Annotated in this window: 20 protein-coding genes and 1 pseudogene; 20 read left to right on the top strand and 1 reads right to left on the bottom strand. The window is 60.8% G+C overall.

From position 1 onward, the window contains the following. From alaS to ABHR76_RS06470, 14 genes are all read left to right on the top strand, one after another. Positions 1 to 2,017 (top strand): alanine--tRNA ligase (gene alaS / locus ABHR76_RS06405; RefSeq protein WP_346977101.1); only part of this gene is annotated, 2,017 nt, incomplete at its 5' end. A 17-nt stretch (positions 2,018 to 2,034) separates the two neighbouring features. Continuing rightward, positions 2,035 to 2,463 (top strand): Holliday junction resolvase RuvX, encoded by a 429-nt coding sequence (gene ruvX / locus ABHR76_RS06410; protein ID WP_346977102.1) that lies wholly within the window; start codon positions 2,035 to 2,037, stop codon positions 2,461 to 2,463. A gap of 325 nt (positions 2,464 to 2,788) precedes the next feature. Further along, the gene (mltG, locus tag ABHR76_RS06415; protein ID WP_346977103.1) at positions 2,789 to 3,811 is read left to right on the top strand and encodes an endolytic transglycosylase MltG; all 1,023 of its coding nucleotides are present in this window, start codon (positions 2,789 to 2,791) and stop codon (positions 3,809 to 3,811) included. 2 nt (positions 3,812 to 3,813) lie between these two features. Then, positions 3,814 to 4,311: a YqeG family HAD IIIA-type phosphatase gene (locus ABHR76_RS06420; RefSeq protein WP_271737797.1), complete on the top strand. Its 498-nt coding sequence runs from the start codon at positions 3,814 to 3,816 to the stop codon at positions 4,309 to 4,311. A gap of 8 nt (positions 4,312 to 4,319) precedes the next feature. Then, entirely contained in the window at positions 4,320 to 4,853 is a 534-nt protein-coding gene (locus ABHR76_RS06425; RefSeq protein ID WP_346977104.1) for a shikimate kinase, read from the top strand. Continuing rightward, on the top strand, positions 4,850 to 5,959 hold the full coding sequence (locus ABHR76_RS06430) for a hypothetical protein (RefSeq protein ID WP_346977105.1): 1,110 nt from the start codon (positions 4,850 to 4,852) through the stop codon (positions 5,957 to 5,959). The genes ABHR76_RS06425 and ABHR76_RS06430 overlap by 4 nt, the downstream gene beginning before the upstream one ends. Positions 5,960 to 6,088: 129 nt before the next feature. Further along, complete coding sequence (locus ABHR76_RS06435) at positions 6,089 to 7,219, top strand: M24 family metallopeptidase (RefSeq protein WP_346977106.1); 1,131 nt, start codon at positions 6,089 to 6,091, stop codon at positions 7,217 to 7,219. A 159-nt stretch (positions 7,220 to 7,378) separates the two neighbouring features. Next, positions 7,379 to 7,942 (top strand): elongation factor P, encoded by a 564-nt coding sequence (gene efp / locus ABHR76_RS06440; RefSeq protein WP_117806186.1) that lies wholly within the window; start codon positions 7,379 to 7,381, stop codon positions 7,940 to 7,942. A 24-nt stretch (positions 7,943 to 7,966) separates the two neighbouring features. Then, a complete protein-coding gene (locus tag ABHR76_RS06445; protein WP_006233982.1) occupies positions 7,967 to 8,329 on the top strand; it encodes an Asp23/Gls24 family envelope stress response protein in 363 nt (120 codons plus the stop codon). Positions 8,330 to 8,332: 3 nt separating this feature from the next. After that, the gene (gene nusB, locus ABHR76_RS06450) at positions 8,333 to 8,920 is read left to right on the top strand and encodes a transcription antitermination factor NusB (RefSeq protein ID WP_346977107.1); all 588 of its coding nucleotides are present in this window, start codon (positions 8,333 to 8,335) and stop codon (positions 8,918 to 8,920) included. 2 nt (positions 8,921 to 8,922) lie between these two features. Beyond that, positions 8,923 to 9,189, top strand: coding sequence for an exodeoxyribonuclease VII small subunit (locus tag ABHR76_RS06455; RefSeq protein WP_089571754.1), 267 nt, complete (start codon positions 8,923 to 8,925; stop codon positions 9,187 to 9,189). Positions 9,190 to 9,197: 8 nt separating this feature from the next. Further along, the gene (locus ABHR76_RS06460; RefSeq protein ID WP_346977111.1) at positions 9,198 to 10,001 is read left to right on the top strand and encodes a TlyA family RNA methyltransferase; all 804 of its coding nucleotides are present in this window, start codon (positions 9,198 to 9,200) and stop codon (positions 9,999 to 10,001) included. Beyond that, positions 9,998 to 10,858 (top strand): NAD(+)/NADH kinase, encoded by an 861-nt coding sequence (locus ABHR76_RS06465; RefSeq protein ID WP_217750036.1) that lies wholly within the window; start codon positions 9,998 to 10,000, stop codon positions 10,856 to 10,858. The genes ABHR76_RS06460 and ABHR76_RS06465 overlap by 4 nt, the downstream gene beginning before the upstream one ends. Continuing rightward, a complete protein-coding gene (locus ABHR76_RS06470) occupies positions 10,848 to 12,476 on the top strand; it encodes a DNA repair protein RecN (protein WP_346977108.1) in 1,629 nt (542 codons plus the stop codon). The genes ABHR76_RS06465 and ABHR76_RS06470 overlap by 11 nt, the downstream gene beginning before the upstream one ends. Before the next feature lie 222 nt (positions 12,477 to 12,698). Here ABHR76_RS06470 and ABHR76_RS06475 read toward each other — a convergent pair whose 3' ends face one another. After that, complete coding sequence (locus ABHR76_RS06475) at positions 12,699 to 13,622, bottom strand: MurR/RpiR family transcriptional regulator (RefSeq protein WP_346977109.1); 924 nt, start codon at positions 13,620 to 13,622, stop codon at positions 12,699 to 12,701. A 205-nt stretch (positions 13,623 to 13,827) separates the two neighbouring features. Between ABHR76_RS06475 and ABHR76_RS06480 the strand changes: the two genes are divergently transcribed. The 6 genes and pseudogenes from ABHR76_RS06480 to ABHR76_RS06505 form a co-directional block, all read left to right on the top strand. Then, entirely contained in the window at positions 13,828 to 15,831 is a 2,004-nt protein-coding gene (locus ABHR76_RS06480) for a fructose-specific PTS transporter subunit EIIC (protein WP_346977110.1), read from the top strand. A gap of 548 nt (positions 15,832 to 16,379) precedes the next feature. Further along, positions 16,380 to 16,643 carry an HPr family phosphocarrier protein gene (locus ABHR76_RS06485; RefSeq protein WP_022094575.1) on the top strand — a complete coding sequence of 88 codons (264 nt, stop codon included), beginning with the start codon at positions 16,380 to 16,382 and terminating at the stop codon, positions 16,641 to 16,643. Between the two features lie 133 nt (positions 16,644 to 16,776). After that, complete coding sequence (ptsP, locus tag ABHR76_RS06490) at positions 16,777 to 18,480, top strand: phosphoenolpyruvate--protein phosphotransferase (protein WP_035138206.1); 1,704 nt, start codon at positions 16,777 to 16,779, stop codon at positions 18,478 to 18,480. 74 nt (positions 18,481 to 18,554) lie between these two features. Then, a complete protein-coding gene (locus ABHR76_RS06495) occupies positions 18,555 to 19,487 on the top strand; it encodes a 1-phosphofructokinase family hexose kinase (protein WP_006233969.1) in 933 nt (310 codons plus the stop codon). Between the two features lie 189 nt (positions 19,488 to 19,676). Next, positions 19,677 to 20,609 (top strand): 1-phosphofructokinase family hexose kinase, encoded by a 933-nt coding sequence (locus ABHR76_RS06500; RefSeq protein ID WP_006233968.1) that lies wholly within the window; start codon positions 19,677 to 19,679, stop codon positions 20,607 to 20,609. Between the two features lie 164 nt (positions 20,610 to 20,773). After that, positions 20,774 to 20,932, top strand: a pseudogene (locus ABHR76_RS06505) (CCA tRNA nucleotidyltransferase); the annotation flags it as partial.

Here is a 20,932-nt window from a genome sequence, read left to right on the forward strand (position 1 = left end):
GGACGGCTCCATGCCGGAGCTGCCGCATCGCAACCTCGATACAGGCATGGGCCTGGAGCGCATGGCCGCTATCATGCAGCACAAGACCGCCAATTACGACGGCGATCTGATGCAGCATCTCATCAAGCTCGGTGAGGAGATCAGCGGCAAGACCTATGACGCCGATGACTATTCCGGTGCCAGCCGCTCGCTGCGTATCATCGCCGACCACTCCCGCGCCGTCGACTTCATGATCTCTGACGGCATCCTCCCCGGTAACGAGGGTCGTGAGTACGTCCTTCGCCGTCTGCTCCGCCGTGCCGTGTTCCACGGTCGCCTGCTGGGCATCGAGGGCGCCTTCCTGACCAAGTTCATCGAGGAGGTCAACGCTCAGATGGGCGAGGCCTACCCCGAGCTGCTCAAGAACGTCGCGCTCGTCAAGGGTATCGTCGCCTCTGAGGAGGAGCGCTTCTCCACGACGCTCGACAACGGCCGCGTTTACCTAGACGAGGCCCTGGCCGCGCTCGCCGAGGGTGCTGTCCTTCCGGGCGACGTTTCCTTTAAGCTGCACGACACCTTTGGTTTCCCCATCGACCTGACCGTCGAGATCGCCGGCACCGCTGGCCACGATGTCGACATGGACGGCTTTACCGCCTGCATGGAGGACCAGAAGGCCCGCGCTCGCGCCAACGCCAAGGGCGACGCCTGGGGCAGCTTCAACGACGTGTGGGTCGAGCTTTCGGACAAGGTCGCCGCGACCGAGTTCGACGGCTACGACAACGATGTCATCGAGGGCGCCAAGGTTGTCGCCATCGTGCGCAACGGTGAATCCGTCGAGTCCGCTGCCGCGGGCGAGGATGTCGAGGTTGTGCTCGATCGCACGCCGTTCTATGCCGAGATGGGCGGCCAGCAGGGTGACGCCGGCAAGCTTTCCGCCGAGGGCGTTGCACTGACCGTTTCCGATACCAAGAACCACAACGGCCTGTATGCCCACGTCGCTCACGTTGCCGAGGGTACGCTGACCGTCGGTGCTGCCGTGACCGCCATGCTCGACGCCGAGCGCCGTGGCTTCCTGCGCCGCAACCACACCGCCACCCACCTGCTCGACGCTGCGCTTAAGCAGGTCCTGGGTGAGCATGTCTCCCAGGCCGGCTCGCTGGTGACTCCTGAGCACCTTCGCTTTGACTTCACGCACTTCGAGGCCCTGTCCTCCGAGCAGCTCAAGGCTGTCGAGGACCTGGTCAACCAGCAGATCTTCGCTTCCAAGCCGGTCGTGACCCGCGTCATGGGCATCGACGAGGCCAAGGCCGCCGGTGCTGTCGCCCTGTTTGGCGAGAAGTATGGCGACGTCGTCCGCGTTGTCTCCGTGGGCGCCGAGGACCAGCCGTTCTCCCGTGAGCTCTGCGGTGGCACCCATGCCGCCAACACTGCCGAGATTGGCCTGTTCAAGATCATTTCCGAGTCCTCTACGGGTTCCAACGTCCGCCGTATCGAGGCCGTGACCTCTAAGGGTGCCCTCGACTACATGGCCGACCGTCTGGCGCTCGTCGACGCCGCCGCTGCTGCGCTCAAGTGCCGCGTGGACGAGGTTCCCGCCCGTGTGGAGAACCTGCAGGCCGAGCTGCGCGAGACGTCCAACAAGCTCAAGAAGGCGCTCACGGGTGGCTCTTCCGACGCCATTTCCAGTGCCATCGACAGCGCTGTCGAGGTCGGCGACTACAAGCTCGTCGTCGCTGAGCTCCAGGGCCTTGAGGCTGCCGACCTGCGCAACGTCTGGGATACCGTGCACCAGAAGGTCGCTGGCCCTGTTGCCTGCGTCGTCGCCAGCGTGACCGAGAAGGGCACCCCGGCCCTGCTCGCCGCCGGCTCCGATGACGCCGTCAAGGCTGGTTTCCACGCCGGCAACGTGATCAAGCAGATCGCGGGCCTGGTCGACGGTCGCGGTGGCGGCCGTCCCAACATGGCCCAGGCCGGTGGCAAGAACGCCGCCGGTATCGCCGATGCCCTCGCGGCCGCCAAGACCGCGCTCGGCGCCTAAGAGCCTAGGTAGTCGCTGTGGTCGCGCTTGCGCTGGACATAGGGGAGACCAGAATCGGCATCGCCGTTTCGAGCCGTGATGGCAAGATAGCGATGCCCGTCAAGGTGCTCCCGGCTGCCGAGGTCACCGGTATGGCCAAGACGTTCCGTTACCTGGTCGAGGACTATGAGCCCGACATCCTGGTAAGCGGACGTCCCTTGACCATGGCCGGCGAGCCCGGCCCTCAGGCCGAGCGCGTTGCCGCCGTGGCGCAAAAGATCGCCGACGAACTCGATCTTCCGCTGGAGTTTGAGGACGAGCGCCTGTCCTCGCAAGAGGCCAAGCGCATTCTGCGTGAGCAGGGCCTTAACGAAAAGCAGATGAGGGGCAAGATTGACATGATCGCCGCCAGCCTGTTCTTGCAGACCTGGCTCGATCGTAAAAACGAGGAGGTTCCTCATGCCTAGTGCTTCCGATCCGCGCCAGCCGAAGCGTACACCACAGCCCGTGCCGCGCTCTGCGCAGCCGACGCGGCGTACGGCCCAACAGCCTGTTGCCCGTCCGACCCAGCAATCGTCTGCCCGTGTGCCTCAGCAGCCCGCTGCTCGCACGGCGCAATCCACTGGTGGTACGCGTTTTAAACAGCAAGCGCCTGCTCAGCGCGCGCAGGCCCCTCAATCTCATGGTCATTCTCACCGGGCTCACGACACGTACCGCGTGGCTCCGGCAACGCGCTCAAGTTACAACTCCCAAGCTCGTCGCAGCGCCCAAAAGAAGAACTCTCCGGTACCCATGATTGTCGGCGCCGTGTTTGCCCTAATTGCGCTGGCCGCGATCGTCTTCTTTGTTGTTCCGGCCGTCAAGGGTTTCATTGCCGGTGGGGACGCGAACGTTGAAGCTGGCCAGCAAGTTACTATCACGATTCCCGAAGGCGCTTCGGGCGACACCATCGCCTCGATCCTCTCCGAGAACCATATCGTCGAGAATCCCAAGGATTACTACGCTGCGGTCAAAAAGCTCAACGCCGATATGTCTCTCAAGCCGGGTAAGTATTCGTTTACCACGCTCATGGACGCGACTAAGGTCGTCCAGCAGCTTATGGAAGGTCCCAACGCCGGCTCCGATGCGCTCACTATCCCTGAGGGCTTGACGGTCGATCAGGTCGCCGACCGCGTCGCCAAGGCGTACGACGGCATTTCTAAGGAAGACTTCCTTAACCAGGCCAAGGCGAGCAATTATGTGAATGATTACGCTTTCCTTAAAGACGCCGCGAACGATTCGCTCGAGGGTTTCCTGTTCCCTAAGACCTATTCGCTTGGTAAGGACCCGAGCGCCGATGACGTGATTCGCGCCATGCTCGACCAGTTTAACGCTGAGTATAAATCGCTCGATTTTGCCAGCTGTGAGGTAAAGCTCAAGGATCGCTACGGCGTGGAGATGTCCGATTACGATATCGTCAATCTTGCCTCCATCGTCGAGCGCGAGGGCCTCAACGCCGACCAGCGCGCGCACGTGGCCTCGGTCTTCTACAACCGTCTGGCCGGCAAGCTCGATGGCCAGCGCTACCTCAACAGCGACGCCACTATGATGTACGTCACCGGTGGCGAGGTTACCGCTGACGACCTGCAGAGTGATAGCCCCTATAACACCTATAAGCATGAGGGCCTCCCGCCCACGCCCATATGCTCTCCGTCGCTCGAGGCGCTCAAGGCCACCCTTGAGCCGACCGACTCCGATGACCTGTATTTCTACATTACACTGGACGAGGAGTATTTCTCGAAGACCTACGAAGAACATCAACAGTCTTGGAATTGATCATGAGGATTTTTAGCCCCAAACGATATGTTGCCTCGGTCGATCGCATCGACCTTGATACCCTCTGGGCCGACGGCAAGCGCGCCATTCTGCTCGATCGCGATAACACCCTGGTGCCGCGTGATACCGAGCAGGTACCCGCTGCGGTCTCTGCCTGGCTCGAGGCCGCCCATGCCAAGGGCTTTAAGCTGTGCATGGTGTCCAACAACTGGCATCGCGATCAGGTTATGGCGTCAGCGCGCGAGCTGGGGCTCGAGGCCATCAGCCATGCCATGAAGCCGGCGCCCTTTGCCCTCAAAGCGGGCCTTAAGCGCCTGGGTGCCACGGCTAACGAGGCCGTACTGATCGGCGATCAGTTGTACACCGACGTGTGGAGCGGAAACTTTGCCGGCGTCGATACCATTCTGGTCAAGCCGCAAGCCACCCAAGATCTGTGGTATACGCAGATCTTCCGTATTTTTGAGCGCCGGGCCCTGCGCGACCTTCCCTGCGAGGAATAGGTCTCGTTATGTCCCAGCACATCAAACACGGCTGCGACCACATCTTCTTTATCGGCTTTTTGGGCGCGGGCAAATCAACGCTCGCGCGTAACGTCGGCAACATGTTCAAGCGTCGGTTTATCGATACCGACCGCCTGGTGGTCCGCCGTTGCGGCAAGTCGGTGACCGAGATCTTTGAGACCGAGGGCGAGGAGCGCTTCCGCGAGCTCGAGACCTCGGCGCTTCGTTCGCTTCAGAGCGAGCGCAGCCTGTTGGTTTCGTGCGGGGGCGGCATCGTCGAGACGCCGGAAAACATCGAGCTCATGCACCAGATGGGTACCTGTGTGTACCTCGAAGGCGACTTTGAGGATTCGATGCGCCAGATTCGCCGGTCCGATACCCGACCTGATTTCCGTTCGCCCGAGCACGCGGCGTTGCTTTTTGAGCATCGCCGTCCGTTGTATCGCCAAGCGGCCAATCTTACCCTCGATATCCGCAATAAGTCCTTTGAGGATGTTTCGTACCTTTGTGCCGAGATGCTTTTGGAGCGTGGATTGCTATGATTCGCCGTCAACTCATCAATTTCCAAAACCGCAGTGTCGATGTTCGTGTCGGGCTTGGCGCGTTTGAGGAACTGTCGCGCATGTTTGCCTCGGCTGTGGGCAAGCCCAAGCGAGCGATGGTTGTTTGGAATGCAGCCGTGTCCGAGCGCTTTGGTGAGGTCGTCGATCATGCGCTGGTCGATGCCGGCTTTGCCGTGTCGCAGCTTTTGCTTGAGGTTTCGCCTGCAGGTGCTACGCTCGCCGATGCCGATGTCGTCTTTGGCGCGCTGTCGGCTTACGGTATTACCTGCGATGACTTGGTTGTTGCCGTTGGCGATGCCGCAACCTGCTCGGTTGTTTGCTGGTGCGCCAACCAGTGGTGTGGCCGTACCGAGTGCGCGTTGTTGCCTACAACATTCGATGCCATGCTCACGGTCGCCACGACGATGGAGCCGCTCGTCGCTTCGGGCGACCACGCGTTGCCCGCCATTGCGGTGCGCCCCGAGCCCGGTCTGGTCGTGTGCAATCTGGACCTTGTTCGCGAGGCCAGCCTCGAGGACCTTAAGCTTGGCTATGCGGTGCTCGTGGGCACTATGCTCTCGAGCAGCAAGTCGCGCTGGAACCAGTTCTCCGAGACGGTTCCCGAGATTCTTGCCGGCGAGGAAGTTGCACTCGTCAATGCCGTGCAGTGGTCCCAGACCGCCCGTAAGGACGTGCTTATGGCCACGAACCCGAGCGCTCGCCATGCGCTCGATTTTGGCAAGACGGGGGAGCGTACGCTGCGCGTCTGCCTGGGCAATGCCGCGGCGCAGGTCCCTGCCTACCAGCTGTTGTCCGAGGGCATGCGCTTTGAGGCGCGCCTGGCCCACGATGCCTGCGATTTCGATATCGACTATGTGTTTGAGGTCGATGATTGCCTGGAGGACTTTGGAATCGAGGAGCTCGCCTTCGACCTTGAACCGGAGGCCTTTATTGCGGAGTTCCGCAGGCAGCAGTTTGCGCGCTCCAATCGCACGATGCTGCCGCTGCCCGCGGCACTTGGCGCCATTCGTCTGAACGCCGTGGACGACGATGTCCTCGAGCGCCATGCGGCAGCCTATTTGGCTTCTCGCAAGGAACTTCTCTAACTTTATTGACATCCATCGTCTTTCGTATCATGTTGGGGAACGGGTTTTATCGGTTGCGAATCGTTCGCGGTTCCGTGTGCCGATTGAGCCCGTCCCGCTTTTATTGAGGACATCAAGAAAGGAAACTGCATGTCTGAGTTTGCTGCCGGTCCTGCCGGTCGTATCGAGCGTGTCCGTGCCCTGATGGTCGAGCGTGGCTACGATGCCATCGTGGTGCGCGACGAGGCTAACCTTCGTTGGCTCACGGGCGTGAAGGGCGTCTTCGACTACACCTTCGAGTTCCCGCACGCCGCGTTTATTACGGCTGACCAGTGCCTGTTCCACACCGACTCGCGCTACCTCAACAGCTTTGAGGAGAACACGCCCGCCGGCAGCCCCTGGGTCTTCGACATGGACGAGGGCACCATTCCCGGCTGGGTCGCCGGCAAGATCGCGGCTAACAAGTGCCGCGTCTGCGCTGTCGAGGATGACATGCAGATCAACTTCTACCAGGGTATTCAGCGTGGTCTGGAGGACCGCTCCGTTGCCTGCATGCTGCCGCTGATGCATGACGACATCCGTAAGATGCGCGCCATCAAGGACGCCGAGGAGATTGAGCTCATGCGCCATGCGCAGTCGATCACCGACGCCGCCTTCCAGCACATGCTCGGCTTTATTAAGCCCGGCATGACCGAGAAGCAGGTTCGCAACGAGCTCGAGAACTTTATGTTCGCCAACGGCGCCGACAGCTTGGCCTTTGGCTCTATTGTGGCGAGCGGTCCCAACACCGCCAACCCGCACGCCGTTCCGAGCGACCGCGTGATCGAGAAGGGCGACTTCGTCCTCATGGATTACGGCGCGGGCTACTGCGACTACCGCTCCGATATGACGCGTACCGTCGTGATGGGCGAGCCCACGCAGGAGCAGCTCGACCTGTACGCGCTCGTGCGCCGCAGCCACGAGGAGTGCGTTGCCGCCATCCATCCGGGCGTCGAGGGCAACGACATCTACAAGCTTTCCAAGAAGATCATCGGCGATGCTGGTTATGGTGACTACTACAACCATGGCCTGGGCCACGGCGTGGGCATCGATATCCACGAGCTGCCCAACTTCAACCGCAGCAAGAACACCATTGAGGTCGGCTCGGTCATTACCATGGAGCCCGGCGTCTACCTGCCCGGCGTGGGCGGCGTGCGCCTGGAGGACTACGGCGTGGTCACCGAGAACGGCTACGAGCCCTTCACCAAGACCCCGCATGACCTCCACGTCATCGATTGCTAATCTACTTCGGTAGATAGTTTGGGCGGGGCGTCCGGAATGATTCGGGCGCCCCGCGTTCTCTTTTTATGCGCTCGCTGCAGGCGCCGTCTGCAAGTGTATAATTTCGGTCGTATGTAATTTGGACGCTTGTGCGTTCTGCCCATAACAAGAAAGGTCGCTATGCCTACCATTTCTACCGCCGACTTCAAGAACGGCCTCGGTCTCCGCATTAAGGACAAGGTCTACACCATCGTCGAGTTCCAGCATGTCAAGCCGGGCAAGGGCGGCGCGTTCGTGCGCTACAAGACCCGCGACATCAAGAGCGGCCGCGTCGTCGAGAACACCTGCAACGCCGGCACCAAGTTCGAGAGCGTCATGCTCACCACCCGTGAGTTCCAGTACCTCTACAACGATGGCGCCGACTACATCTTCATGGACAATGAGACCTATGAGCAGGTTCCCGTTCCCGAGGATATGGTGGGCGAGAACTCCAAGTGGCTGCGCGAGAACGACATCTGCCAGCTGCTCTTTGCCGACGACGAGCTCATGGGCGTGACCCCGCCGATGTTCATCGAGACCACCATCGTCCAGACCGACCCGGGCTTTAAGGGCGACACCGTCCAGGGTTCCACCAAGCCGGCCACGATCGACACCGGCGCTGTCATCCAGGTCCCCATGTACCTCAACGAGGGCGAGGTCATCAAGGTTGACACCCGCGACGGCAAGTTCGTCTCCCGCGTCTAGCAACCAACTCTTCTAGGAGGACTCATGCCCCAGGAAATCAAGATTGACGGCATCGGCATTTCGCCCGATGTTCTGACCGCCATCGTCTCGCGCGCCGTGTCGGATGTCGAGGGCATCGCCTCCGTTGGCGTCAAGGACCTTGCCACCAACCTTGTCTCCATGATGCTCTCGTCCAAGGCCCCGGCTTCCGAGCCGGCGGTCGAGGCCGAGGTCGTCGGCGACAAGCTCGCACTCACCGTGCGTGTCGTGGTGTTCTTTGGCTATCCGTTCAAGAAGCTCGCCGAGGCCGTTCGCGCCGCCGTGGTCGCCGCCATCGATGCCCAGGTGGGCGTCGAGGTCGAGCGCGTTGACGTTTGCATCGACGGCCTCGTTTTCCCCAAGGAGTAACCTTTGAGCCTTAAGGTTTATCGCGGGCGCACGCTTGCCCGCAGTCAGGCGCTGCAGCTGCTGTTCCAGGCCGAGGCCACGGACAGCCCGCTCGAGCGCGTCCTCGAGGGCGATTTCCTGATCTCGAAGGGTCCCCTCGACCCCTATGCGCTGGAGCTTTGCCGCGGTGCCTACGAGCACATTGATCGCATCGATTGTGCCCTGCGCGCCGTCGCCAAGAACTGGGATCTTATGCGCATGCCCGGTGCCGACCGCAACCTGCTGCGTATCGCCGTCTACGAGATGCGCTTCCTCACCGACGAGGAGGTCTCGGACGCCATCGTCATCAACGAGGCCGTCGAGATCGCTAAGGCCTATGGTACCGACCAGTCCGCATCGTTTGTCAACGGCGTGCTGGGCAAGATCGCTCGCAGCGAGGAGCTGCCGGGCGAGGACCTGTACCAGGAGCTGCTGGCCGAGGACTGTGCTCGTGAGGAGGCACAGGCTGCCGAGGCAGCCGCCAAGGTCGCTGCTGCTCAGGCTGCCGCCGGTGTACTTGACGAGGATGCGGACGCTGCTGGGGCCGTCGAGGCCGACTCCGTCGAGGAGTAGCCATGCCAGAGGGTTCCGTCCGCAACTTCGATGAGATCTCGGATCGCCTGGACCAGATCATCGCCACCGTTCGCTCCAAGGATACGTCCTTGGAGCGTTCGCTCGATTTGTTTGACGAGGCGATTGAGCTGGGCTCCCGAGCGGTCGATATGGTCGACAAGTTTGAGCTGACGCCGCGTGAGGCCGACAAGCTCGAGCAGGAATACGATGAGGATGCGGCAAACGAGTCCCAAGATAGACAGGCTGCATCTCCGGATACGAATGGTTGATGGCATTCATGAAACGCGTGCGTCTCGATGACGAACTGATTTCACGGGGCATCTGCGCCGATCGCGCGGATGCCCTTCGCACTCTTATGGCCGGCTTGGTTTCGAGTGGCGGTGAGCGTTTGACCTCTCCGGGGCTCAAGGTGACGCCGGGCCTGCCACTGCACGTTAAGGGGCGCATCCCGTATGTTGGGCGCGGCGGCCTTAAGCTCGAGGGCGCGCTCGATGCGTTTGGGATCGATCCGACGGACCTTGCTTGCCTCGATGTGGGATGCTCCACGGGCGGCTTTACTGATTGCCTGCTCAAGCGCGGCGCCGCGACCGTTGTCTCGGTCGACGTGGGCCGTGCCCAGTTTGATTGGTCGCTGCGCCAAGACGATCGCGTGACGCTCCACGAGCGCACGAATGTGACGCAGTTGCCCGAGCTCGGCTACGGCGCTGCTATTGACCTGGCTGTGTGCGATGTGTCGTTTACGAGTATCGCGAATATCATCGACGCCGTGCTGGCGTGCCTGAAGCCTTCGGGTTCGTTTTGCACGCTCGTAAAGCCGCAGTTTGAGGCGCCGGCTGCGCTGGTGGGCGAGGGCGGTATCGTGACCGACCCTGCCGTCCGCCGCGATACACTCGTGGCGGCGATTGAGCTCTTTGCCGCCAAGGGCCTGTTCCCGCTCGATGTGTGCGTGTCGCCAATCCATGGCGCTAAGGGCAACGTTGAGTTTTTCCTGTACGGCACGAGGTTTGCCCCCGGCGAGCGCGCCGAAGATGAGTTGCAATCCCAGGTATCGGCTTTGAGCGAGAAAGCGGCAACGCTATGAAGGTCTTTCTGGTTCCCAATTACTACAAGCAAGAGGCGGTCGAGAGCGGCCTGATGCTCGAGCTCTGGCTGACGCGCCAGGGCTACGAGGTTGCATGGGCTGCCGACCAGCGCTCCAAGATCCAGAGCACGCCCGATGTTGACGATGCCGACTTGGTCATCACGCTCGGCGGCGACGGCACACTGCTGCGCGCCGCCCGTATTCTCAACTACCGCGAGATTCCCATTTTGGGTCTTTCCTATGGCCACCTGGGCTTTTTGACGGCGGCCAGTCCCGAGGAACGCGATATTTTGCAGGTTGTGAGCGATGCCCTGTCCGGTGAGCTCCACGTGAGCCGCCGCGCCACCATCGCCGCCGATATCGTCTCGGTGCGCGATGACGGCACGAAGGATGTCGTGCGTTCGTTCGCCCTCAACGATATGGCGCTCACGCGTGGGCCCCTGTCCGATATGGTCGAGTTTGACATCACGGTGTCCGGCCATCATATCGATCGCCTGCGCGGTGACGGTGTCGTCGTGTCGACGGCGACCGGCTCTACGGGCTATGCGCTCTCCGCCGGCGGCCCTATCGTCAGCCCTGATTACACGGGCATGGTTTGCGTGCCGATTGCTCCGCATACCATTCAGGCTCGCGCCTTCTTGACCTCGCCGAGTGATGTCGTCGAAATCTTTATGTCCGATGATCGCCCGAGCGTGCCTGCCATCGCTATCGACGGACAGTTTATTACCTGCGATGGCACGGTCGAGAGCGTGGCTGTTCGTCGCGGTCCCGGCGATGTGCTGCTGCTGGATTACGGCCCCGAGAGCTTCTATAACTCGGTGAGCCGCGTGTTCTATGGAGTGCGCCATGATCGATGAGCTGCAGGTTTCCAACATCGCGCTCATTCGCGAGGCGACGTTGGTTCCGAGTACCGGCTTGACCGTCCTGACCGGCGAGACCGGTGCTGGCAAGACCGCGCTGCTCTCGGCGCTCAAGCTCATTTTGGGCGAGCGCGCGGATTCGTCGACGGTTCGCGAGGGCGAGGCGCTTGCCAGCGTCGAGGCGCGCCTGTTTGACGGCCCGCACGACACGGAGGGTTTTACCGTACAGCGCAGCCTTTCTGCCGAGGGCCGCAGCCGCGTAAAAATTGACGGCCGCATCGCCAGCGTGCGCGAGCTTTCGGAGCGCGTTGGCGTGATGATGGATCTATGCGGCCAGCATGAACATCAGTGTCTGCTCGACCCGGCGCACCATGTTGCCATGGTCGATGCTTGGGCTGGGCGCGCGGCGCTTGAGGCGCTCGAGAAGTATCGCACCTGCTTTAAGGCTTCGCGTGCCGCCGCCAAGGAGCTTCGCCGTGTGGAGGAAGCCTCACGCGCGCAGGGAAGTCGCGTCGAGGAAGCGCGTTTTGCTCTTGAGCGTATCACCGAGGTCGACCCCAAGCCAGGCGAGTACGAGGAGCTCGAGGAGCTGCTGCCGCGCTCGGAGCACGCCGAGGTCTTGGTTGCGACGGCCAACGAGGCCCATGCATCGCTTGCTGCCGAAGGGGGAGCGCTCGATGCCGTGAATGGCGCCGTTGCCGAGCTTTCACGCATGGCGACCGTTGACCGCAAGCTCGGTGACATCGCCGATGCACTTTCGGATGCCTGCATCTCACTTGAGGATTGTGCCAACGAGCTGCGCACCTATCGCGATGGAGTCGCCTTCGATCCGCGCGAGCTCGCTCGCATGCGCGAGCGATATTCAGACCTCAAGGGCCTGCTGCGTCAGTGGGGTCCTACCATGGATGACGTGTTTGCCATGCGCGATCGCTCACAAGAGCTGTTGTCGCTGGTAGACGATGGTGATGGGCAGATCAAGAAGGCGCGTGAAGCGCTTGGCGCAGCGGAGCATGAACTGTTCGCCGCCGCCAAGGCGCTTAAACGTGCACGTAATACGGCGGCCCCGCGTTTTTGTCATGAGGTTGGCCGCCAAATGGCGCGTCTGGAAATGGGGGGCGCCGAACTCGTCTGGGAGTCGCGTGATCTTCCCCGCGCCGAGTGGACGCTTGCTGGCCCTTCGAGCTATGAGCTTTTGTATCGCAGCGGCGCTGGATTGACGCCGCGTCCCCTGCGCCGTATTGCGTCGGGTGGCGAGCTCAGCCGCGTTATGCTGGCGAGCAAGGTTGTCCTCGGCAACGCGGATGGCGTGGATACACTGGTGTTCGACGAGGTCGATGCTGGTGTCGGCGGCTCTACGGCTCGTGCTCTTGCTGGTGTGCTGGCCGATCTTGCCGCCACGCATCAGGTCATTGTCGTAACCCACCTGGCGCAGGTTGCGGTCATGGCCGACAAGCATTACGTGGTCAGTAAAGAGCCGGGCGATGTTCCCCAAACGCACCTGGACGAGGTGACCGGCGATGCCCGTACCGCCGAGATCGCCCGCATGCTGAGCGGCGATCAATCCGAGGCAAGCTTGGCCCACGCAAAGCAGATGCTCGAAGAAGCGCGTGCTTAGGCCGAGTCGCCACATACATGCCCGACCCGATCGCTACGAAACCGGCCTATCTACTACGTTTAATAGACTATCGGCAACCACGCCAAGAATTGCAAAAAGAAAACCGCAGGTAGAACGCCTGCGGTTTTCTCTATTTTCGGTATGTGGTTGGGCCATACGGATAAAACGTAGTAGATGGGGCGGGTTTCGTGGCGAGAGGCGTCTATCGGCTCCCCAATTTACCTACTCCACGACCTTATCCGGCTGGATGAGCTCCTCGTAGTAGCTGATGTGCTCTCGGGCGTCCTCGATTTCGGGCAGCAGGAAGTTGTAGATGACCTCTATGATCATTGTGGCGCTCATCTTGGAGAACGCGAAGTCGCCCGTTGTCAGCAGTGCCTCGTGATTGACGGTATTAAAGGTGTAGTCGGCCAGGCGCGCAAGCGGAGATTTGCTGTCGCTGCTGATGACGACTACAGTGGCGCCGCAGCCGCGAGCCGCTTTTGCCATGCGATTCAAACGGCGCGACTTGCCGGAGTTCGAGATTAGCACGATAACGTCGCCGGGGCGCAACGTGAGCGCAAAGCCGATTGATGTCTCGCTGATGGTGCTCGCCATACAGCGCAGGCCCAGCTGCGAAAACTTAAATGTCGCATCGAGCGCGACTGCGTTCGTATTGCCCACGGCGGCGAACTCAATAACGCCGGCATTCTTAAGCGCGTGCACAACAGCGGCCAACGTGTCGTGATCAATGCCGTCGATGGTCGCATTAAGCTCGCTCACCTTGGCGGCGAGGATATTTTTAAGGCTCTGCTCCATGTTGTCGAGCGAGACCTCGTCTGTCAGGCCCTCGTTGCGCTGGCTCTCCAAGTCGCGCGCCAACGAAAACTGAAAGCTGCGGAAGCTGCCGAAGCCCAGCTTACGGCAAAAGCGTGAAACCGTCGCCTCGGACGTGGCAGCGGCTCGTGAGAGCTGGGCGGCTGTCAGACGCGGCGCCTCGGACTGGTGCTCCAATATATAGTCGACAATGCGCTGCTCGGAATCGCTGTACCCTTTGTGCGTGCTAATAAGGGAGAGCGCGCTCTTGCTGCTATCGGTCATGGATGGCTCCTGGTTGGCATGAAAATCGGACTCGTTTTTCATGCCATAGTATACGGGTAGTTTCATTTACAAGATACACCTTGCCGTTTCAAGTGTTGATGGTAAACTTTCACTTACCGTTTACGGTTATAAAAGAACCTTTCACCGGAGAATTGCGCCTTGTCTCTTCTCACGCGGACGGTAGGTTGGTATCTTTCAAGTGTGGAAAAACCCGCATTTAAGCGCGTATAGGGGAGCGCCCGCGGGCGCTGTACTCAAGAAGGAGGGACACATGGCTAAGTTTGACATCATCGCCGCGACCGGTTGCCCGACCGGCATTGCGCACACCTTCATGGCGAAGGAGGCGCTGGAGAAGGCAGCTGCCGAGCGAGGTCTGACCATTAAGGTCGAGACTCATGGCCAGGTCGGTGTCGAGAACGAGCTCACGAAGGGTGAGATCGCCGGTGCCAAGGCCGTCGTCGTCGCAGCCGATAAGGATGTCCAGGCTGAGCGTTTCGCCGGTAAGCCCATGGTTTCCGTTGGCGTTTCCAAGGCCCTGTCCGTCGAGGCCGCCGGAAAGCTGATTGACCGCGCGCTCGCCGCCAAGGGCGACGACACGGTTGCCGCTGCCGCCGATGTCGAGGACGAGGTCGAGGAGAAGGAATCCGTCGGCCACATCATCTATAAGCACCTCATGAACGGCGTCAGCCACATGCTGGTCTTCGTCGTTGCCGGTGGTGTTCTGACCGCCATTTCGTTCCTGTGGGGTATCACGTCCTTTGATTCGACGGCTGCCGACTACAACAGCTTTGCCGCGATGCTCAAGATTATCGGCGGTATCGCCATGAACCTCATGGTTCCGGTGCTCTCCGCCTACATCGCCGAGTCTATCGGCAAGCGCCCGGCGCTCGTCCCCGGCTTTGTTGCCGGTATGATTGCCATCCAGGGTCTGCCCGTTAACGCCTATACCGGCATGATCGACGCTGGAGGCTCGGGTGTGGGCTTTGGCTTCCTGGGCGGCATCGTCGGCGGCTTCCTCGCCGGCTATGTCATTTTGCTGCTCGAGAAGGTTTTCTCTAAAATTCCCGCGAGCCTTAATGGCCTGAAGGCAATCTTCCTGTATCCGCTTTGCTCTACCGCCATCGTCGGCCTGGTCATGCTCGGTATTTCCGGCCCCATGGCTGCCATTAACCAGGGCATGATGGATTTCCTGCAGAGCCTCGGTAACTCCGGTCCGGTGATCCTTGGCCTGGCCATCGGCTGCATGTGCGCCTTTGATATGGGCGGCCCGGTCAACAAGGCTGCTTACGCTACTGGCACCTTCCTGCTCGGCACCGCTCTCGAAGCTGGCGTCGGCACCGAGACCTACAACTTCGGCACCAACTTCATGGCTGCCGTCTCCGCCGCTTGCATCGTTCCGCCGCTGATCACCACCTTCGCCGTCGTTGTCGGCAAGAAGTACTTCAGCCAGGAGGATCATGACGCCGGTATCGTCAACCTTATCCTTGGTTGCACCCACATCACCGAGGGCGCCATTCCGTTCATGACCAAGAACATCTGGCCCGTCATGCCTATCATGATGGTCGGTTCTTCCATCGCTTCCATCTTGACCATCTTCTTCAACGTTCACGATCCGGCGCCTCACGGCGGCTTCCTGGTCCTGCCCGTTGTCGAGAACGGCCCGCAGTGGGTCCTCGCGATCCTCATCGGCGCCGTGGTCGGTGGCATCCTGTTCGTGGCCTTCAAGAAGTACGACTTTGAGAAGAACCAGAAGCCCGCTCCTGCAGCCAAGCCGGCTGAGACCCCTAAGGCCGCTGCTGTCGAGGCCCCCAAGGCCGAGGCTTCCGACTTCGTGAAGGTCGAGAACGTCTTTGTCGCCGAGGACTTCGCTTCTCGTGACGAGGCTCTGAGTTTTGTCTCCAACCAGGCCGTTAAGGCCGGTATCGCCGGCGATGCCGACGCCGTGATGAACGCCTTCCTGGCCCGCGAGGCCGAGGGCACCACGGGCATGATGGAGGGCTTCGCCATTCCGCATGCCAAGTCCGACGCCATCACCGAGGCTGCCGTCATCGTCGTCAAGGACGACTCTGGCGTGACCGGTTGGGACACTATGGATGGCGCTCCCGTCAACGTTGCCATCGCCCTGCTCATCCCGGGCGCTCAGGCTGGCACCACGCATCTCAAGATCCTGTCCAAGGTCGCCGAGGCGCTTATGGACGAGGACTTCCGTGCCACCGTCAAGGGTTCCACCGACGCCGCCAAGATCGCCAAGACGATCAACGCCCGCCTGGTCTAATCCCGCAACACGCGAATACCATCGCCCTCTGCACAAAAGGCGAGGACTCCACTAGGAGCCCCCGCCTTTTTTCTATCCCTCCCATAAGCTGCGGTGAAATAGGGACTGTTTAAACGATTCAACCCCAAATTCAGTCCCTATTTCACCGCAACTTACAAAAGGGCATAGAGGGGGCTACCTATCGAGTCTTTGTCGCGAACAGATCATCAGCCAGATTTCCGTTTGCACGATATTGCTCTGGACCGACCGAGTTTCCGCAGCTTGCTCGCCCACAGGGGCCCGTGCGCGGCCTGTGAGATTTATCGCGAGTTCCGCACGAGCCGAAGAGCACTTAATGTGCTCTTCGTGCGAGCAGGACTGTAGAGCAGGAAATCTCACAGGCCGCGCACGGGCCCCTGTGGGCGAGCAAGCGGACGACAAACACATCTGTCCAATAATTCGTCTGAAACATAATGAAAAACCGTTTGATGTGAGTTAATATAAAGAACGTCGTGAATCTGACTCCTGCCACATGCATGACAGGGGTTAAACACAAAAAGGAGTCAATTATGGTTTCTGAGAAGGCTACCCTCGTTAATCCTCAGGGTCTGCACATGCGTCCGGCTGGTCTGTTCGCCTCCACCATGGGCAAGTACGCCTGTGACGTGACGGTCGTCACCCCCGAGAAGGAGGTCAACGGCAAGTCCCCGATGGCCCTCATGGCTGCTGGTATCCCCTGCGGTACCGAGGTCGAGGTCAAGTGCGACGGCGCCGACGAGGCCGAGGCTCTGGCTGCTGCCATCGAGCTCATCAAGAGCGGTCTTGGCGAGTAGAACTCAAACGGGTCGCATGTTGAACAACTAAGTTCATATTTGGGGGCGCAGTGACCTGTTGTAAGGTAACTGCGCTCTTTTGTCATGGATATGGCAAAACGCTTTATCACATGACACGGAGAGAGGAATGGGAATGTATCAGGGAGTCAACGCTTCCGAGGGCATCGGTATCGGCACCGTCATGGTCGCCGTCGATCCCGACTTGACGTTTGAGCCGCACGAGGTTGCTGATTCGGCAGCAGAGAAGGAGCGCTATCAGTCCGCTCTTTCGGTCTTCTGCGAGAAGACCCAGGCTCAGGCCGACCACATGAAGGAGACGGTGGGCGAGGCCGAGGCCGAGATCATGAGCGGACACATTGTTCTGGCTCAGGATCCGGGTATGACCGACGCCATCAACGCCGCCATTGACGGCGGTACCTGCGCCGAGCAGGCGCTCATGGACACCTCGACCATGTTCGAGAACATGTTCCTGTCCATGGACGACGAGATGTTCCGTCTTCGCGCGGCTGACATCGCCGACATCCGCACCGGTATTCTGGCCGAGCTGCTGGGCAAGGAGGTCGTCGACCTCTCCGTCCTGCCCGAGAACACTGTCGTTGTCGTGCACGACCTCACGCCGTCCATGACCGCCACGATCGATAAGGCCCACGTTGCCGGTATCGTCACCGAGACCGGTGGCCGCACGTCGCACTCCGCGATCATTGCGCGCGCCCTCGAGATCCCGGCTGTCCTTTCGGTCTCCAACAGCTGCACCGCACTGCGCAACGGCATGACCGTTGTCGTCGACGGCGGCAAGGGTATCGTCGAGGCCGATCCCGACGAGGAGACGCTCGCTGCCTACACCGCCAAGGCCGAGGCCTTCGCTGCCGAGAAGGCAGCCCTCGAGGCCTTCCGTGGCAAGCCGTCCGTGACTGCTGATGGCATCAAGAAGATCATCGCCTGCAACATCGGTAACCCCGATGACGTGCCCAACGCGCTCGATCACGACGCCGAGGCTATCGGTCTGTTCCGCTCCGAGTTCCTGTTCATGGACTCAGCTGAGCTTCCTTCCGAGGAGGAGCAGTTCAACGCCTACCGTAAGGTCGCCAGCGCGCTCAAGGGTGCTCCGGTCATCATCCGCACGCTCGATGTTGGCGGCGACAAGGAGATTCCGTATCTGCATATGGTCAAGGAAGACAACCCCTTCATGGGCTTCCGCGCCGTGCGTTACTGCTTGGCCAATCCCGACCAGTACAAGGTCCAGCTCCGCGCTCTGCTGCGCGCTAGCGCCTTCGGTGACGTCAAGATCATGATCCCGCTCGTCACCTGCGTCGAGGAGGTCTTGGCTGTCAAGGAGCTCGTCGAGCAGTGCAAGGCCGAGCTGACCGAAGAGGGGCGCAAGTTCAACGAGAACATCGAGGTCGGCATCATGGTCGAGACGCCCGCCGCTTCGCTGCTCGCAGACCGTCTTGCCGAGGTCGCCGACTTCTTCTCCATCGGCACCAACGACCTGATCGGCTACACCATGTGCGCCGACCGTGGCAACGACACCATCTCCAACCTGTACCAGGTTTACTATCCCGCCGTGCTCCGCTCGCTCAAGAACATCATCGAGAGCGGCGTGAAGGCCGGCATCATGGTCGGTATGTGCGGCGAGGCCGCTGCCGATCCGCTGCTCGAGCCGCTGCTGATCAGCTGGGGCCTGGAGGAGTTCTCGATGAGTGCTCCGTCGATCCTGCGCGCCCGTAAGACCATCAGCCAGTGGACCAAGGCCGAGTGCGACGAGCTCGCCGAGAAGGCGCTCGCCTGCAACACCGCCGCCGAGGTCAAGGCACTGCTCGAGTCCGCAGCTCGCTAATTTGGTATCAGAGGTAACCGCGTGGTTGGAATGGGCCGGCCACGCGGCCCTCACATATACAGGGGGTACTGTAAATGTTCTACACGCTAACCGCTAACCCGGCTGTCGACATGACGGTTTCGAGCTCTCCGCTCGAGCCCGACGAGAACGTCCGCACCGGTTCGGCCAGCTACACGGCTAACGGCAAGGGCCTCGACGTGTCCTTCGCCTTTAAGAAGATGGGCGTCGACACCGTCGCGCTCGGCTTCTTCGCTGGCTTCACGGGCAAGTTCATCGTCGAGGAGGTCATGAACCTGGGTTGCCTCTGCCGCCCGGTCTGGACCGACGGTATCACGCGCATTAACACCTACGTCAACGATGGCCAGCACGAGTACGGCATCCTGAACCCCGGCGCCCCGATCACGCCGCAGCACCAGGAGGAGCTCTACAACATCCTGGACACCGCGGGCGATCTCGAGTGCCTGATCGTCTCCGGCTCCGTGCCTCCCAAAGCTACGCCCGACTTCCTGGCTCAGGTCATGGAGCACGCTCAGGCTCGTGGCGCTGACGTCGTCCTGGACCTGTCCTCCGACAAGCTCAAGGAGCTCGCTCACAAGAAGCCGCTGCTCATCAAGCCGAACCATCACGAGATGAAGGCCATCTTCGGCGTGCCGGTCGACACCGACGACGAGGTTCGTGTCGCCATGAAGATGGCTCACGACGCTGGCGTTCAGAACGTGCTGCTCACCCGTGGTAGCCGCGGCGACGCTTACTTCTCCAACGGCGAGGACATCTGGTACGCCAAGCGCGAGTTCAACATCAAGCTGGTCTCTTCCGTCTGCGCCGGCGACTGCACCCTCGCTGCGTTCCTGCACAAGTGGTACAGGGATCGCGACAACGTCGAGGAGGCCATGAAGCTCGCTATGGCCACCGGCGCCAACGTTGCCGAGTCCGTCGGCATTGGTGACTTCGGTCACGTCGACGAGTACAGCAAGCGCGTTGCTGTCCGCAAGCTCGATCGTCAGTAATCGAAACGCGACATATTCGTGCGCATGCGGCGCCCCGGTTTCGGCCGGGGCGCCTTTTTTGTTCCGCCATGGGGGAGAGGTGTCCTGCCGTACTTCATCGCTTCCACACCGTTCACCGAGTTGTCCTAGCCTTTTACCGATGCGTGGAATATACTTTCATTAACACGTTGCTTCGTGAAAGGAACATTCATGATTTACACGCTCACTGCTAATCCCGCCATTGATTACAACATCGCCTGCGACGGCCTTACTGCCAATACCGTCACGCGTACCCGCAATGCCGTCTACACGCCCAACGGCAAAGGCCTCAACGTCTCGTTTACGCTTGACCACTATGGTGTCGACACCACGATCCTGGGTTTCTTCGCCGGCTTCTCGGGTGAGTTTATCGTTAAGGGCGCCGAGGCCCTGGGCGTGCCCGTCAAGCCCGTGTGGACCGACGGTATTACGCGCGTCAATGTGTTCCTCAACGCCGGTCCCGACACCGAGTACAACATGGTCAATGCCGGTGCCGCCATCAATGAGGCCAACGAGCAGGAGATGTTTGAACTTATCGATTCGCTCGATGACATGACCTGCCTGGTCATCAGCGGCTCGCTGCCTCCCAACACTTCCGAGGGCTTCTTGGCCGAGGTCCTGCGCCGTGTCAAGGCCAAGGGGGCCGAGTTCGTCCTCGACATCTCGAGCCATCAGCTGGCAGACCTCATTGCTCTGGAGCCACTGCTGATCAAGCCCAATGACGACGAGCTGCTTGACATCTTTGGCATCAAGGTGAGCGGTGGCGACGACGAGTCCGTCAAGGGCGCTATGGCCGAGCTGCACGCCAAGGGCGCCAAGAACGTGCTGCTGACCCTTGGTGGCGCCGGTGCGTACTTCTCCAACGGCGAGCATATCTGGTTTGCCAACCGCACCTTCGACGTCAAGCTGCTGTCGACGGTGTGCGCCGGCGATTCCTCGCTCGCTGCCTTCCTGTCCGTGTGGCACGACGCCCCCGAGCGCGTCGAGGACGCTCTGCGCCTTTCGATGGCCACTGGCGCCAACGTGGTCGAGTGCCCCGGTCTGGGTGATTTTGCCAAGGTGGACGAATATAAGAAGCACATCGAGGTTCGCCAGGTCTGCTAGTTCCGGCACCTTGTCTGAATAGTTTGATTATTTCGCATCCGTCTTAGACTAGGACGGATGCGTTTTTGTTTATCGGACTTGCGTGTGCAGTGGAGGCTGTTTCTTGCTAGACTTCTTGCAGACGCAATCGATAGCCAATTTGATAGTCGCAGGAGGCCATAGGCATGTGCAATGTTTCGCTCAACGGTACTCAACCGTCCGATGCGTCCCTGCGCGTCCTGCGCGCGCTTGAGGCGGCTGGTCTTGAGGCTTGGTACGTGGGCGGTTGGGTGCGCGACGCCCTGATGGGGTACCCCAGCCACGATGTTGATATGTGCTGTAGC

The organism is Collinsella aerofaciens (genome assembly GCF_039752985.1).
GTDB classification, from domain to species: domain Bacteria; phylum Actinomycetota; class Coriobacteriia; order Coriobacteriales; family Coriobacteriaceae; genus Collinsella; species Collinsella aerofaciens_BT.

Bases quoted from the DNA above. Each gene is read 5' to 3' on its own strand.
- ABHR76_RS06480 (WP_346977110.1), top strand. From the start codon at position 13,828: ATGGCTAAGTTTGACATCATCGCCGCGACCGGTTGCCCGACCGGCATT.
- ptsP (WP_035138206.1), top strand. From the start codon at position 16,777: ATGTATCAGGGAGTCAACGCTTCCGAGGGCATCGGTATCGGCACCGTC.
- ABHR76_RS06485 (WP_022094575.1), top strand. From the start codon at position 16,380: ATGGTTTCTGAGAAGGCTACCCTCGTTAATCCTCAGGGTCTGCACATG.
- ABHR76_RS06445 (WP_006233982.1), top strand. From the start codon at position 7,967: ATGCCCCAGGAAATCAAGATTGACGGCATCGGCATTTCGCCCGATGTT.
- ABHR76_RS06435 (WP_346977106.1), top strand. From the start codon at position 6,089: ATGTCTGAGTTTGCTGCCGGTCCTGCCGGTCGTATCGAGCGTGTCCGT.
- ABHR76_RS06460 (WP_346977111.1), top strand. From the start codon at position 9,198: ATGAAACGCGTGCGTCTCGATGACGAACTGATTTCACGGGGCATCTGC.
- ABHR76_RS06500 (WP_006233968.1), top strand. From the start codon at position 19,677: ATGATTTACACGCTCACTGCTAATCCCGCCATTGATTACAACATCGCC.
- ABHR76_RS06470 (WP_346977108.1), top strand. From the start codon at position 10,848: ATGATCGATGAGCTGCAGGTTTCCAACATCGCGCTCATTCGCGAGGCG.
- efp (WP_117806186.1), top strand. From the start codon at position 7,379: ATGCCTACCATTTCTACCGCCGACTTCAAGAACGGCCTCGGTCTCCGC.
- mltG (WP_346977103.1), top strand. From the start codon at position 2,789: ATGATTGTCGGCGCCGTGTTTGCCCTAATTGCGCTGGCCGCGATCGTC.
- ABHR76_RS06425 (WP_346977104.1), top strand. From the start codon at position 4,320: ATGTCCCAGCACATCAAACACGGCTGCGACCACATCTTCTTTATCGGC.
- ABHR76_RS06495 (WP_006233969.1), top strand. From the start codon at position 18,555: ATGTTCTACACGCTAACCGCTAACCCGGCTGTCGACATGACGGTTTCG.
- ABHR76_RS06465 (WP_217750036.1), top strand. From the start codon at position 9,998: ATGAAGGTCTTTCTGGTTCCCAATTACTACAAGCAAGAGGCGGTCGAG.
- ABHR76_RS06430 (WP_346977105.1), top strand. From the start codon at position 4,850: ATGATTCGCCGTCAACTCATCAATTTCCAAAACCGCAGTGTCGATGTT.
- ABHR76_RS06420 (WP_271737797.1), top strand. From the start codon at position 3,814: ATGAGGATTTTTAGCCCCAAACGATATGTTGCCTCGGTCGATCGCATC.
- ABHR76_RS06475 (WP_346977109.1), bottom strand. From the start codon at position 13,622: ATGAAACTACCCGTATACTATGGCATGAAAAACGAGTCCGATTTTCAT.
- ABHR76_RS06455 (WP_089571754.1), top strand. From the start codon at position 8,923: ATGCCAGAGGGTTCCGTCCGCAACTTCGATGAGATCTCGGATCGCCTG.